This is a genomic window from Roseateles microcysteis (genome assembly GCF_036880965.1).
Taxonomy (GTDB): domain Bacteria; phylum Pseudomonadota; class Gammaproteobacteria; order Burkholderiales; family Burkholderiaceae_C; genus JAUASW01.
The window spans coordinates 350,860-365,469 of record NZ_JBAJMV010000005.1 but is presented as its reverse complement, the minus strand read 5'-3'; the positions used below and the strand labels follow the sequence as shown (position 1 = coordinate 365,469).

The 14,610-nt window shown below is 66.9% G+C and carries 13 protein-coding genes; 6 read left to right on the top strand and 7 right to left on the bottom strand.

Going from position 1 to position 14,610, the window contains the following annotated elements; translation table 11 throughout:
- The first annotated feature begins 37 nt into the window (after positions 1-37).
- The 4 genes from V3596_RS15975 (at position 38) to V3596_RS15960 (ending at position 3,903) form a co-directional block, all read left to right on the top strand.
- Positions 38-784, top strand: a complete 747-nt coding sequence (locus V3596_RS15975; protein WP_334278782.1) for a HesA/MoeB/ThiF family protein — start codon at positions 38-40, stop codon at positions 782-784.
- Positions 785-893: 109 nt separating this feature from the next.
- A complete protein-coding gene (locus V3596_RS15970; RefSeq protein ID WP_334278781.1) occupies positions 894-1,784 on the top strand; it encodes an LOG family protein in 891 nt (296 codons plus the stop codon).
- Positions 1,785-1,794: 10 nt separating this feature from the next.
- A complete protein-coding gene (gene rocF, locus V3596_RS15965) occupies positions 1,795-2,715 on the top strand; it encodes an arginase (protein ID WP_334278780.1) in 921 nt (306 codons plus the stop codon).
- A gap of 81 nt (positions 2,716-2,796) precedes the next feature.
- A complete protein-coding gene (locus V3596_RS15960) occupies positions 2,797-3,903 on the top strand; it encodes an EAL domain-containing protein (protein WP_334278779.1) in 1,107 nt (368 codons plus the stop codon).
- On the opposite strand, the gene V3596_RS15955 is transcribed toward V3596_RS15960, so the two are convergent.
- The 7 genes from V3596_RS15955 to hutC form a co-directional block, all read right to left on the bottom strand.
- Complete coding sequence (locus V3596_RS15955) at positions 3,904-4,734, bottom strand: DUF429 domain-containing protein (RefSeq protein WP_334278778.1); 831 nt, start codon at positions 4,732-4,734, stop codon at positions 3,904-3,906.
- Between the two features lie 37 nt (positions 4,735-4,771).
- A complete protein-coding gene (locus V3596_RS15950) occupies positions 4,772-6,328 on the bottom strand; it encodes a methyl-accepting chemotaxis protein (protein ID WP_334278777.1) in 1,557 nt (518 codons plus the stop codon).
- Positions 6,329-6,409: 81 nt separating this feature from the next.
- On the bottom strand, positions 6,410-7,798 hold the full coding sequence (locus V3596_RS15945) for a formimidoylglutamate deiminase (RefSeq protein WP_334278776.1): 1,389 nt from the start codon (positions 7,796-7,798) through the stop codon (positions 6,410-6,412).
- The gene (hutG, locus tag V3596_RS15940) at positions 7,795-8,601 is read right to left on the bottom strand and encodes an N-formylglutamate deformylase (protein ID WP_334278775.1); all 807 of its coding nucleotides are present in this window, start codon (positions 8,599-8,601) and stop codon (positions 7,795-7,797) included. The genes V3596_RS15945 and hutG overlap by 4 nt, the downstream gene beginning before the upstream one ends.
- Positions 8,598-9,806, bottom strand: coding sequence for an imidazolonepropionase (gene hutI, locus V3596_RS15935; protein WP_334278774.1), 1,209 nt, complete (start codon positions 9,804-9,806; stop codon positions 8,598-8,600). The genes hutG and hutI overlap by 4 nt, the downstream gene beginning before the upstream one ends.
- Positions 9,803-10,348: a HutD/Ves family protein gene (locus V3596_RS15930; RefSeq protein ID WP_334278773.1), complete on the bottom strand. Its 546-nt coding sequence runs from the start codon at positions 10,346-10,348 to the stop codon at positions 9,803-9,805. The genes hutI and V3596_RS15930 overlap by 4 nt, the downstream gene beginning before the upstream one ends.
- Before the next feature lie 124 nt (positions 10,349-10,472).
- Positions 10,473-11,195, bottom strand: a complete 723-nt coding sequence (gene hutC, locus V3596_RS15925; RefSeq protein ID WP_334278772.1) for a histidine utilization repressor — start codon at positions 11,193-11,195, stop codon at positions 10,473-10,475.
- A 76-nt stretch (positions 11,196-11,271) separates the two neighbouring features.
- On the opposite strand from hutC, the gene hutU reads away from it, so the two are divergent.
- On the top strand, positions 11,272-12,963 hold the full coding sequence (hutU, locus tag V3596_RS15920; protein WP_334278771.1) for a urocanate hydratase: 1,692 nt from the start codon (positions 11,272-11,274) through the stop codon (positions 12,961-12,963).
- A gap of 14 nt (positions 12,964-12,977) precedes the next feature.
- Positions 12,978-14,537: a histidine ammonia-lyase gene (gene hutH, locus V3596_RS15915; protein ID WP_334278770.1), complete on the top strand. Its 1,560-nt coding sequence runs from the start codon at positions 12,978-12,980 to the stop codon at positions 14,535-14,537.
- Positions 14,538-14,610: the final 73 nt, after the last annotated feature.

Sequence of the window (14,610 nt, the reverse complement as noted above, 5' to 3'; positions counted from 1 at the left end):
AGTCTGCGAGTGCGCGAAGTGGCCTTAAGCTTGCCCCATGAACGACGAGCAACTGCTGCGCTACTCGCGGCACATCCTGCTGGACGACATCGGCATCGAGGGCCAGCAGCGGCTGCTGGACAGCCATGCCCTGGTGATAGGCGCCGGCGGCCTGGGTTCGCCGGTGGCGCTGTACCTCGGCACGGCCGGCGTGGGCCGCATCACGCTGGTGGACGACGACACGGTCGACCTGACCAATCTGCAGCGCCAGATCGCGCACCGACAGGATCGCATCGGCCAGGCCAAGGTGGAATCGGCCGCGCAGAGCATTCGCGAGATCAACCCTGGTGCCGAGGTGCGCGCCGTGCAGCAGCGCGCCGATGCCGCCCTGCTCGATGAGCTGGTGGCCAGTGCCGACCTGGTGCTGGATTGCAGCGACAACTTCGCCACCCGCCATGCAGTCAACAGGGCCTGCGTCAAGCATCGCAAGCCGCTGGTGGCTGCTGCGGCCACCGGCTTTGACGGCCAGATCAGCGTCTACGACCGCCGTCAGTCCGACTGCCCCTGCTACGCCTGCCTGTTTCCTCCCGACAGCCGCTTCGAGGAACAGCGCTGCGCCACCATGGGCGTGTTCGCGCCACTGGTGGGCATCATCGGCAGCCTGCAGGCGGCCGAGGGGCTGAAGCTGCTTGCCGGCATGGCGGACGGCCTGCGGGGCCGCTTGCTGATGCTGGACGCACGAACGATGGAATGGAACGAGATTGCTGTGCGACGCGACGAGAGTTGCCCGTGTTGCGCCGAATGATTGCAAAGTTCTCGAACGAAATACGGAAGAATATTCAGCCCGCAGTGACTTAAGCTGCCGCCCGGCGCGAGAAGCGCCCTCTGAACGCCTGCATGCCGCGGGAACCATCATGAAAAAGCGCAACCCGCTCGACGCCCGCAATTTCCACAGCGCCAAGGAAGAGGCCAGCAAGCCTCCGCCAATGCCTGCCTTCGAAGACCTGGGCGCCTACCGCCTGGCCTTCGCCGACAACGAGTTCCTGCTGCGCGATGAATTGCGCCCGGTGCGCATGCAGCTCGAACTGCTCAAGCCGGAGCTGATCCAGCAGGAGCAAGGCATCAAGTCGACGCTGGTGATCTTCGGCAGTGCGCGCATCCCTTCCCGTGAAGGCGCCGAGGCAGCACTGGCTGCAGCCGAGGCCGCTGAAGGCCCGGACAAGGCGGGCGCACTGGCCCGCGCCAGGACGCAGCTGGCGATGAGCCACTACTACGAAGAGGCGCGGCGCTTCGCCGCCATCGTCACGCGCACCTCGATGGAGCGCAACAACCCGATCTACGTTGTCACTGGCGGCGGCCCCGGCATCATGGAAGCCGGCAACCGCGGCGCGCATGAGGTGGGCGGCCGCAGCATCGGGCTGAACATCGTCCTGCCGCATGAGCAGTTCCCCAACCCCTACATCACGCCGGAGCTGTGCTTCCGCTTCCACTACTTTGCGCTGCGCAAGATGCATTTCCTGATGCGTTCGGTGGCGCTGGTGGCCTTCCCTGGCGGCTTCGGCACCATGGACGAGCTCTTCGAAGCGATGACGCTGATCCAGACCGGCAAGTGCCGGTCGCGCCCGATCCTGATGTTCGGTCGCGAGTTCTGGACCAAGCTGATCAACTTCGACGTGCTGGTCGAGACCGGCATGATCAGCCCCGGCGATGTGGACCTGTTCCACTTCGTCGAGACGGCCGAGGAAGCCTGGGCGCTGCTCGAAAATGAATACGACATGAACCCCGCCGATACCGACGCGGCCTGAAGGAAATTCGATGACCACCCTGAGAAAAGTCTCCCTGATCGGCGCGCCCACCGACATCGGCGCAGGCGCACGCGGCGCCAGCATGGGCCCTGAGGCCATGCGCGTGGCTGGCCTGGGCGCCACCCTGGAAGACCACGGCGTCGATGTGGTGGACCGCGGCAACCTGAGCGGCCCGTCCAACCCCTGGCAACCGCCTGTGGCGGGCTATCGCCACCTGCCCGAAGTGGTGGCCTGGAACCAGAGCGTGCACGACGCGGTCTACGCCGAACTGCAGGACGGCCGCATGCCCATTTTGCTGGGCGGCGACCATTGCCTGGGCATAGGCTCGATCAGCGCAGTGGCCCGCCACTGCCGCGACACCGGCAAGAAGCTGCGCATCCTCTGGCTGGACGCCCATGCCGACTTCAACACCAGCACCCTGACCCCCAGCGGCAATATCCATGGCATGCCCGTGGCCTGCCTGGCCGGCCACGGGCCACAGGAACTGATCGAGATTGGCGGCAAGGTGCCCGCGATCAGCCCCAAGTGGGTGCGCCAGATCGGCATCCGCAGCGTCGATGCCGGCGAGAAGCGCTTCGTCCACGAGCAGGAGCTCGAGGTCTTCGACATGCGCTACATCGATGAGATGGGCATGCGCCACACGATGGAACTGGCCCTGGCCACGCTGGACGCCAACACGCACCTGCATGTGAGCTTCGACGTCGACTTCCTGGACCCCGACATCGCTCCCGGCGTCGGCACCACCGTGCCCGGCGGCCCGACCTACCGCGAAGCCCAGTTGTGCATGGAAATGATCGCCGACACCGGCCGCATGGGCTCGCTGGACGTGATGGAGCTGAATCCGGCGCTGGACGTGCGCAACAAGACCGCCGAGCTGGCTGTGGACCTGATCGAATCCCTCTTCGGAAAATCCACCCTGATGCGCAAGTAAGCCCCCCAGACTGCAGGCTATCCCGGTGGTAGCCGGCAGAGCTGCCCTTTACCATTGGCTCGACGACGCACGAGAGAAGTCATGCACAAACAATGGTTCTTCGAGGCCATTTCGGCCGATGGCTCGCGCCTCACCCATGTGGTGGGCACGCTGCCGTTTCGGGTCGGGCGCGAAGCCGACAATGACCTCGTCGTCAACTCCACCAGCCTGAGCCGGCGCCATGCCGAGCTGGCCGCCGATGTGTCGGGCCGCTTGCGCCTGACCGACCTGGACAGCACCAATGGCAGCTTCGTCAACCGCGAGCGCATCAGTGGTTCGGCCCTGCTGTCCGAGAACGACATCGTGCACTTCGGCCATGTCGAATTCCGCCTCAAGTCCATCCTCCTCACCGGCCCCGCCGCCGCCCTGGCCGCCGACGACGGTCGCACCGTGCTGGTCCAGCCCGGTGCGACGCTGAGCGAGTACTTCTCGCCCAAGGAAGCACAGTTCCGCGCGCTGCTGGAGGGCGTTGGCCTCTCCGGCGCCGCCCAGCCCATCGTGCGGGCCCATGACAGCCAGCTGTTCGCCTTCGAGCTGCTGGGCCGCAGCCAGCACCCCGAATTGCCGGCTTCGCCGATGCATCTGTTCAGCCTGGCCGCCCAGCTCAACCTGGAAGCCGAGTTGAGCGAGGCATTCCGGGCCCACGGCATTCGCATGCTGGCGCCCAAGCTGGGGCCTGCGGCGCTGTTCGTCAACACACACCCGCGCGAAACCTTCGAGCCGGGTTTTCGCAACGCGCTGGAACAGACGCTGAAGCAGTGGCCCGAGCTGCAGCTGATCGTCGAGATCCATGAAACCGCAGTGATGGAAACCGACCGCATGCGCGAGCTTGGCGCCTGGCTCAAGGACATCGGTGCCCGCTTCGCCTATGACGACTTCGGTGCCGGCCAGGCCCGGCTCAACGAGATCGGCGAGGTGCCGGCCGACTTCGTCAAGTTCGACATGGCCCTGATTCGCGGCATCCACAAAGCCAGCGACCGCAAGCTGCGCGTGGTGCGCGACCTGGTCAAGCTCGTGACTGACCTCGGCTCGGTCACGCTGGCCGAAGGCGTCGAGGAAGAGGCCGAGGCACAGGCCTGCCGCGAGCTGGGCTTTCAGCTGATCCAGGGCTATCTGACCGGCAAGCCGCGGCCGTTCGAGTTGGTGTGATCAGGCGCTGGTGATCCAGCCCTCCAGTGCATCGGCGTCCACGGGCCACCCATAGCGCGGCTGCTGCACGGCCCAGGCCGCCTGCGTCAGGCACAGCACCGCATCGAGCTTGTCGCCCGAGCCATCCGCCACCAGCTCATCGCGCTGGGCGTGGCTGACCTTGAGGCGCAGCCCCAGCCGGCTGCGGCCCTGCTCCAGCGCCTCGACCACATCCTTGCGGGCGATCAGCCGCTCGGGCGTCTGCATGGCCTTCGTATCGCTCTTGTAGCTGCGCCGGCCTATCAGTTCGCGAGCGGTGAGGCCGGGGTAACCCTCCAGGGCCAGACGTTGCGGGTTGCCTTCATGCAGGCCGGGCAAGCTCGCACCCGCCTCCAGCAGCAACGGCACACCCGCGTGCAGCATGTAGGCCACCGGCGGATTGACCCATTTCATGCTGGGCGATGAGCCGGCGGGGCCATCGCAAGCACGGTGCGCGAACTTCGAACCCACGGGCCGCGCGTTGCAGAAGGCTGCAAACTGATCGCGGATCTCGGCCCGGGTCAAACTGGCGTAGTGCTTCATCAAGGGCAGCCATTCCAGCGGCCAGCCGAGCGTCTGTACCAGCTCACGCGGCAGACCGAAGGGCATGTCGAAAACACCCAGCCAGGCCTGCGGCTGCGCGAGCCAGGCGCCAAAGCTCTCGAGCGTTTCGAAGGACTGCAGACTCTGCAGGCGCAGCACGGCGCCATGGCGCTCGCCCTGTGCCATCCAGATGGGCTTGCGGCGGCTGGGCGCGCTGCTGAAGTCGATGCCCAGCAGCGGCGTCGGGGGCGAGTTCGGGAACGAAGACATGGCCGGCACTGTAGCGGTGCCGGCCCGTCCTATTGCTTCAGGCCAGCTTGAACACCGCCACCGACTTGGCCAGGTCCTCGGCCTGCTGCTGCAGGCTATGCGCGGCCGCGGCCGACTCTTCGACGAGCGCGGCATTCTGTTGCGTCATCTGGTCGAGGTTGGCAATGGCCTGGCCGATCTGGTTGATGCCCGAGCTCTGCTCGGCGGTTGCATTGCTGATCTCGGCCACGATGCCGCCCACGCGCTCGATCGAGGCCACGATCTCCTGCATGGTCTGGCCGGCGCGCTGCACCAGCAGCGCGCCACTCTCCACGCTCTCTGTGCTGGCCGTGATCAAGGCCTTGATCTCCTTGGCCGCTTCGGCGCTGCGCTGGGCCAGGGTGCGCACCTCGCCGGCCACGACCGCGAAGCCGCGCCCTTGCTCGCCGGCGCGCGCGGCCTCCACAGCCGCATTCAGGGCCAGGATGTTGGTCTGGAAGGCGATGCCGTCGATCACCGAGATGATGTCGCTGATCTTGCTGCTGGAGGCGCTGATCTTGCCCATGGTGCCCACCACCTCGCCCACCACCGTGCCGCCACGATGAGCCACCTGCGCGGCTTCCTTGGCGAGCTGGTTTGCCTGGCGGGCCGAGTCGGCGTTGTGGGTCACGCTGGCGGTCAGCTGTTCCATGGCCGAGGCGGTTTCTTCCAGGTTGGATGCGGCCTGCTCGGTGCGCTGACTCAGGTCGTTGCTGCCCACAGCCACCTCGCGTGAAGCGGTGGCAATGCTGTCGGTGGCGCTTCTGACGCCGGTGACCACGCTTTTCAGGGAGGCCTGCATGGCCTGCACCCCGCGCATGACCGCCGAGGTCTCGTCGACGCCGCGGGCCTGCACATCGTGGCTGAGGTCGTGATGAGCGATCCGTTCGGCACTGCCCACGGCGTCCGCGAGCGGCTGCAGGATCGAGCGGATATTGAAGAAGGTGTAGGTGCCGACGCAGAGCACGCCAGCGGCAATCACCAGCATCAGCGAACGCCGCACCGATCGCTCATGCTCGCCCAGCCGTGCCGTCTCTTCCTCGCCGTGCTTGTCGATCAACGTGGTCATTTCGCCCAGGGCCTTTTCCAGTGCACGCACGGGACCCTTGATGGGCTCGGTCGCCTTGTTGGCGCTGGCGGTGTCGGAGAACTCACCCTTCTCGACCCGGTCTGCCACGGCCAGCAAGCCCCCGCGGTATTCCTCCAGTTGCTTGAACATGGTCTCGGGCATCTTCTGGACATCCGGCGCGACATCCAGCTTGCCGATGCGCTTGAGACCCTCGGTGGACTTGCGGTAGGCCTCAAGCCATTCCTTGCGGTACTTCTCGACCGCCTTCGGATCATTGGCGTTGATCAAGAGGTCTTTCTCGTAGCGCCGCAGATTGCCCACCTCGGCGCGCACGCTGGCCATCTCGGTCAGCGACTGCACGTCGTTGCTGTTGTAGTGGATGAACTTGTCGCGGGCCTGGCCGAGGCTGTAGAGCCCCTGTACCCCGATGAGTACCATCGTGAGGATGGCCAGCGCGGCGAGTGCAAACAAGCGCGCGCGGATCGTGAAATTGCTCAGTGACAACATGGCGGGAGCTCCCAACGACAGGCAGATTCACTCGATTCACCGCCGTGAAGACTACCAGTGCGCAGGCCGCACCTGCAAGGCCTATTCGTCCGCTGCAGACCACAGGGAATGCATGGCTTTCCCGAAGGCTGCACCAATCGCCGGCCGCTGCGGGTGCCCACCCTGGTGCAAACGGCACTCGCCGGCCACATAGACCTGACTCAAGACCTGACCCTGGCTGCCAAATATCAACCCATCCAGCCTGGCGGACGAGGGCAGGCCGAGCAGGCCCGAGGCCTGCGGATCCAGCACCAGGAAGTCCGCCCGTGCGCCGGGCTTGAAGCCCCAGGCCTTGAAGCCCGCTGGCGCGGCACTGCCGGCCAGCATCGCCTCGAACAGTCGCTCGCCGGAAGAAGCTTGCAAGCCCGGCGCAGCCGCCACATTGCGGCGCTGCATGCCAAGCCGCTGACCGTATTCCAGCCAGCGCAACTCTTCGACCCAATCGCGGGTCACGTGGCTGTCCGAGCCCAGGCTCAGGGGCACGCCTGCGGCGAGCCAACCAGGCAGATCGCAGAGACCGTCACCCAGATTGGCTTCGGTGCCAGGGCAGATCACCACACCGGCGCCGCTGGCACGGACCTGCTCGATCTCCTCGGGCGTGCTGTGCGTTGCATGCACGAGCTGCCAGCGCGCATCGGGCTTGAACTCATGGGCGAGCCACTGCATGGGCCGCTGGCCGGTGGCGGCCAGGCAGTCGTGCACCTCCTGCTGCTGCTCGCTGATGTGGATGTGGATGGGCAGGTCCGCATCGCCGACCAGGGACTGCAAACGGCGGATATCCGCTGCATGGGCCGCGCGCAGCGAATGCAGGGCCACGCCGGCATTGAGCAGCGAACGCCCTGCCGCATTGATGCGTTGGCTGGCCTGCCAGATCCAGTCGGCGTCGGTGGCGAAGCGGCGCTGGTCGGGCCGAAGCTCAGCCTGCTGGAAGCCGGCATGGGCATACAGCACCGGCAGCATCGTGAGGCCGATGCCGACCGCCTGCGCCGCATCGGCCAGGGCCCAGCTCATCGCCAGTTCGTCATCAAAGGCGCTGCCATCCTCGCGGTGCTGCAGGTAGTGGAATTCGCAGACCTGGGTATAGCCACCACGCAGCAGCTCCAGGTACAGCTGGGCCGCAATCGCCTGGAGTTGCTCGGGCGTGATGCGCAATGCCACGCCGTACATGCGGTCACGCCAGGACCAGAAATCGTCCGACCCGCTGTCGCGCCGCTCCGCGAGGCCGACGAAGGCACGCTGGAACGCGTGGCTGTGGGCATCGACCAGGCTGGGCATCACCGGGCCTTGAAGTTGCTCTGCGCCTGCAGGCAAGGGAACACCGGCACTGATGCGAAGCCAATGGCCATCGCTGCCGGCTTCCAGCAGCACATCGCGCTGCCAGCGCCCCTCGATCCAGGCCTCGGCCGCCCAGAAAGTCCTGGTGCCGCTCATGGCTTCCAGGCCTGCAGGGTCAGGAGCATCTGCTTCAAGAGCGGCTGCACCCGGGCTGCCAGGTCGGGCCGGTATTCAAACGGCGCCGGCTCGTTCATGTAGCAGCACTGGCACATCTCCAGCTGCACCGCATGCTGGCCCTGCGCGGGCTGGCCATAGTGGCGGGTGATGAAGCCGCCCTTGAAGCGGCCGTTCACCACCTGCGTGTAGTCCGACTGACTGGCCAGCAAGTCGCCCAGCGCCGCCGTGATGGAGGCGTCGCAGGACTTGCCATCGACGGTGCCGAGATTCAGGTCGGGCAGCCGGCCTTCAAACAGCCAGGGCAGCTCGGAGCGAATACTGTGGGCATCAAACAGCACGACGTGGCCGTGCAGGGTCTTGAGCCGTTGCAGCTCAGCGTTGAGGGCACGGTGATACGGCAGCCAATACGTCTGCCGGCGGCGCAGCTTTTCCGCGTCGTCTGGCGCCTGCCCTTCGAGGTACAGCGGCTCGCCGGTGAAGAAGCGCGTCGGGCACAGCTCGGTGTTCGAGGCGCCCGGGTACATGGGCGTGTCCTCAGGCGGGCGGTTCAGGTCGATCAGAAAGCGCGAGCAATGCGGCTGGATCAGGCTGGCGCCGAGCTCCTCGGCCAGTTCGCCATAGAGCTGGCCGAGGTGCCAGTCGGTGTCCTCGCTCTGCAGCGCACGCGGCTGATAGCGATGGTGTTGATCCTCGGGGATGGCGGTGCCGATGTGCGGCATGCTGATCAGCAGCGGGCTGCGGCCTTGCCGCAGCGTGAAGACGGGTTGGGCGGTTTGGCTCATGGTCTTGACTCGATGCCGCCGCGCACGCGCAAAAGCAGCGGATTGCGGCCGAAGTAGTAGGACAGCTCGTTGGGGTGGGAGACATCCCAGACGCAGAAATCGGCGCGCTGGCCCAGCGCCAGTTGGCCTCGATCAGCCAGGCCCAGGGCCTTGGCCGCGTTGACGGTCAGGCCTCGCAGCGCCTCTTCGGGCGTCAGGCGGAACAGCGTGCAGGCCATGTTCAGCATCAGCAGGATGGACAGCGTAGGCGAGGTACCGGGGTTGTGGTCGGTGCTCACCGCCATGGGCACGCCGGCTTCACGCAGCGCCTGGATGGGCGGCAGGTGCGTATCGCGCAGGAAATAGTAGGCGCCGGGCAGCAGCACCGCCACCGCGCCGCTCTGCGCCATCGCCAGCACGCCGGCCGGACTCAGGTGCTCCAGGTGGTCGCAGGACAGCGCCTTGAATTCGCAAGCCAGCTGCGTGCCGCCCTGGTCGCTCAGTTGCTCGGCATGCAGCTTGACCGGCAGGCCGAGGCGGCGCGCTGTTTCAAAGACGCGCCGCGTCTGCTCAGGCGTGAAGCCGATGCCCTCGCAGAACGCGTCGACCGCATCGACGAGGCCTTGCGCCTGCAGCTGCGGCATCCAGGCGCAAACCGCCTCGACATATTCGTCCTGCCGGCCCTGGAACTCCGGGGGCACGGCGTGGGCGCCGAGATAGCTGGCCAGCACATCGACACCGGCCTCACGCCCCAGCCGCCGCGCCACGCGCAGCGACTTGGCTTCGGCCTCCAGCGAAAGCCCGTAGCCGGACTTGATCTCGACGGTCGTCAGCCCCTCGGCCTTGAGGCTTTGCAGCCGCGCGGCCGCGAGCTGGAACAGCAGCTCCTCATCGGTCTCTCGCGTGGCCGCCACCGAGGAGCGGATACCTCCACCGGCGCGCGCGATCTCCTCGTAGCTGGCGCCCTGCAGGCGCAGCTCGAACTCGCGCGCCCGCTGGCCGCCGTAGACCAGGTGCGTGTGGCAATCGATCAGCCCCGGCGTGACGACAGCGCCCTCGAGATCATGTTCTTCATCGAACTGCAGTCCAGCCGGCAGCCCGGCCTGGGGGCCGACCCAGGCGATGGTCAGGCCTTCCGTCAGCAAGGCGCCCTGCTCGACCCAGCCCCAGGGCTCACGACCGGCCAGCGTTGCCAGGCGGGCGTTCTTCCAGAGCACACGCCTCATGCCGATTCACTCCAGACCATCCACCAGGCCTCGCCTTCGCCTTCGAACTGCAACGCCTGCGCGACCGGCGACTCACACCAGGCCAGGCTCAGCGGCGCCAGCGGCATGGGCCGCCCGCCATGGGTCAGCGTTCCACCTTCCGCAGTGAACAGCGCCACGAGCTGGCCATGGGCCGGCCAGGCCTGTTCGGCTCGGAACACCTGCATCCGGCCGCGGCCGCGCCGGTGCATCAAATTGAAGTCGCGCGTCGGGCCATTGATCAGTTGGCAGTCAGGCGCTTGCGCACCATCAAAGCTCAGGAGGCCATCGCCGCCACGGCGATCCATGCCGGCCAGGCGCACGCCCTCGCCCGACAGCACGCCAAACCAGCGCTGCACGCCTTCGAAGGCGGAGAACGGGCCATCGGCCTCGATGTCGGCCACGCTGATGCGCAGCGTCCAGTCATTGCTGTGCGGCCAGGCCAGCAGCTCGCGGGTCCAGCCGCCGTTGTTCTTCCAGCGCTGCGGCGCAACATCCCTGGCAGATATTGAGCTCCAACTCATGCGTGACCTCCGTCGAGCAACACGGCATTGATCAAGCGGCGAGCGCGGATCCGGCTTTGCCGGGCCGTCGGTCGCGCCCCCTTGAGGGGGTGGCGCGAAGCGCCTTCGGGGGTGGCCCGTGTCGTCATGCTTGAAAGCTCCCCTCGAGCAGATACCGGGATCCGGGATGCGTCAGCCTCACGGTCGTGACGGTCAGGCCCCGGCTGAAGGTCCTGCGCTTCACCACCAGGCAAGGGTCGCGCCGGGTGATGCCCAGCAGCTTGGCCTCCATCTCATCCGGCACGGTTGCCTCGATGGTGTAGCGCGCCTCGGAGAGCGGCGCAACCTCCAGCAGGTGCTGGGTGGGTGTGGTCTGGGTGAAATCCAGGCCCAGATAGCCAGGTGCGCAGGCCGGGTTGACGAGTCGGTCTTCGCACTGGATGGCCACACCGTTCTCCAGGTGCACGATGACGCTGTGGAACAGCGTGGCGCCGCTGCGCAGGCCGAACTCGGCTGCCTGCTCGCTGCTGGCGCGGACCTTCTCAAGCAGGTGAACGCGTGACTCGTGGCGGTGACCGCGCTCGGCAATCTCGTCGTGCACATCGCGCACCGTCAAGGTGGACGAGATCTTGTGCAGCTGCGCCACGAAGGTACCCACGCCCTGCACCCGTTCGATCATGCCTTCCTGCAGGAGCTCGCGCAGCGCGCGGTTCACCGTCATGCGGCTGACCTCGAACTGCCCTACCAGCTCGGCCTCAGAAGGCAGCAGGTCGCCGGCCACCCAGCGGCTGGAGGCAATGCCTTCGCGCAGATGATTCTTGACCTTCAGGTACTGCGGTTCGGGACCGCCCGGAGCTTTTCTTGCCATGGTCAGATCGTACTTGACTGTACTTGTATAGACAACTAGAGTTCGCACCATCGAATTTGGCCAGCCGAGGAGCCCCATGTCTCAGACAACCGCCCAATCCCGCGTCGTCCGCGCGCCCACCGGCACCACCCTCAGCTGCAAGAGCTGGCTGACCGAGGCCGCTTTCCGCATGATCCAGAACAACCTGGATCCGGTGGTGGCCGAGAACCCCGACGAGCTGGTGGTGTACGGCGGCATCGGCAAGGCGGCCCGCAACTGGGACTGCTTCGAGCAGATCCTGCGCTCGCTCAAGGACTTGAACGACGACGAGACCCTCCTGATCCAGTCGGGCAAGCCGGTCGGCGTGTTCCGCACGCATGCCGATGCGCCACGCGTGCTGCTGGCCAACTCGAACCTGGTGCCTGCCTGGTCGACCTGGGAGCATTTCAACGAGCTCGACCGCAAGGGCTTGATGATGTATGGCCAGATGACAGCCGGCAGCTGGATCTACATCGGCACGCAGGGCATTGTTCAGGGCACCTATGAAACCTTCGCCGAAGCTGGCCGCCAGCACTACGGCGGCAGCATGGTCGGCAAGTGGATCCTGACCGCCGGCCTCGGCGGCATGGGCGGCGCGCAACCGCTGGCCGCGACCTTCTCGGGTGCAGTCTCGCTGAACATCGAATGCCAGCAGTCGCGCATCGACTTCCGCCTGAAGACCCGCTATGTGGATGAGCAGGCCACCGACCTGGACGACGCCCTGGCCCGCATCGCCAGGTACACGGCCGAGGGCAAGGCCATCTCCATCGCCCTGCTGGGCAATGCCGCCGAGATCCTGCCGGAGCTGGTGAAGCGCGTGAAGGCCGGCTCGGCCATCAAGCCCGACCTGGTGACAGACCAGACCTCGGCCCATGACCTGATCAACGGCTACCTGCCAGCTGGCTGGACCGTGGAGCAATGGAAGGCCGCAGCGGCCGATGCCAGCCAGCATGCCGACCTGAAGGCCGCCGCCGCACGCGGCTGTGCCGTCCATGTGCAGGCCATGCTCGACTTCCAGGCCATGGGCATCCCGACCGTGGACTATGGCAACAACATTCGCCAGGTCGCGCTGGACCAGGGCGTCAAGAACGCCTTCGACTTCCCCGGCTTCGTGCCCGCCTACGTGCGACCGCAGTTCTGCGAGGGCCGTGGTCCGTTCCGCTGGGTGGCGCTCTCGGGCGACCCGGAAGACATCCGCAAGACCGACGCCAAGATCAAGGAGCTGTTTCCTGACGAAGCCCGCGTGCACCGCTGGCTGGACATGGCGGGCGAGCGCATCGCCTTCCAGGGCCTGCCGGCGCGCATCTGCTGGCTGGGCCTGGGCCAGCGCCACATCGCCGGCCTTGCGTTCAACGAGATGGTCAAGCGTGGCGAACTGAAGGCGCCCATCGTGATCGGCCGGGACCACCTGGACAGCGGCTCGGTCGCGAGCCCTAACCGCGAAACCGAGAGCATGCGTGATGGTTCCGACGCCGTCTCCGACTGGCCGCTCCTGAACGCGCTCTTGAACACCGCCGGTGGCGCAACCTGGGTCTCGCTGCACCATGGCGGCGGCGTGGGCATGGGCTACTCGCAGCACAGCGGTGTGGTGATCGTCTGCGACGGCACCGACGCAGCGGCCAAGCGCATCGAGCGCGTGCTCTGGAACGACCCGGCCACCGGCGTGATGCGCCATGCAGATGCCGGCTACGAAATCGCCGAGAAGTGCGCGCACGACAAGGGCCTGAATCTGCCCATGATCACTGAATAAGGCCGAGAACAAGAATGACGATCACGACCCTCGAAATCACCCCCGGACGGCTGACGCTGGACCAGCTCCGCAGCATCCGCCACGGTGGCGTGAAGCTCGCACTGCATGAGAGCGCCGCCGCCACCATCCGCCGCAGTGCCGCCGTGGTGCAGGCAGCCGCCGCTGGCGACGCGGCCGTCTATGGCGTCAACACCGGATTCGGCAAGCTGGCCAGCACGCGCATCAGCAAGGACGACCTGGCAGCCCTGCAGCGCAACCTGATCCGCTCGCACTGTGTCGGCGTCGGCGCACCGCTGGCGCCTGAAGTCGTTCGCCTGATGATGGCCACCAAGGCGGCCTCGCTGGCTCGCGGCCATTCCGGCGTGCGCGAGGAAGTGGTGCAGGCCATCCTCGACGTCTTCAACGCCGGCCTGATTCCCTACGTGCCGGCGCAAGGCTCGGTGGGCGCCTCGGGCGACCTGGCGCCGCTCTCGCACATGAGCCTCGCGCTGATGGGCGAAGGCGAGATGCTGGTGAACGGCCGGCGCAAGCCGGCCCTCGCCGAGCTGGAAAAGGCGGGACTGAAGCCCTTGCAGCTGCAGGCCAAGGAAGGACTGGCCCTGATCAACGGCACGCAGACCTCCACCGCGCTGGCGCTGGAAGGCCTGATCCGTTTCGAGGTCGTCTACGCAACGGCCATCGTCTCGGGCGCCCTGACGCTGGATGCTGCACGCGGCAGCGACGGTCCCTTCGATCCGGGCATCCACGCCGTGCGCGGACAGCCCGGCCAGATCGAGGCGGCAGCGGCCTACCGCCAGCTCTTGACTGGGAGCGCGATCCGCCAGTCCCACCGGTCGGGCGACGACCGCGTGCAGGACCCCTACTGCCTTCGCTGCCAGCCCCAGGTGATGGGCGCATGCCTGGACCAGGCCCGGTATGTGCGTGAGGTGCTGCTGCGCGAAGCCAACGCCGTGACCGACAACCCGCTCGTGTTTGCCCAGGACGATGGCACGAGCTACATGGTCAGCGGCGGCAACTTCCACGCCGAGCCGGTGGCCCTGGCCGCTGATGCGCTGGCCTGCGCGATTGCCGAGGTGGGCGCCATCGCCGAGCGCCGCATCGCCATGCTGATCGACACCGGCGTCTCGCGCCTGCCGCCCTTCCTGACGGCCAATGCCGGCCTGAACTCGGGCTTCATGATTGCTCACGTCACGGCCGCGGCCCTGGCCAGCGAGAACAAATCGCTGGCCCATCCGGCCAGCGTCGACAGCCTGCCCACCAGCGCCAACCAGGAAGACCATGTGAGCATGGCCACCTTCGCGGCCCGTCGGCTGGGCGCGATGCTGGACAACACCGGGCACATCATCGCCATCGAGCTGCTGGCCGCAGCGCAAGGCTTCGAGTTCCTGCGCCCGCTGCAGAGCTCGGCACCCTTGGAGCACGTGTACGCATTGCTGCGCGAGACCTGCCCTCCGATGCCGGACGACCACTACCTGGCGCCCGACATCGAGCATGCCTTCGCCCTGGTCGGCAGCGGCCGGCTGGCGCAGCTGCTGCGCGAGGAAGGCGGCATGCGGGTGTTTGGCGAAGACTGAAAGGCGCCCATGGCCTCGCAGGCACGGCGAGGCCCCAGTCGGCGGATGCACCGACAATGGGCGCCAGACTCCC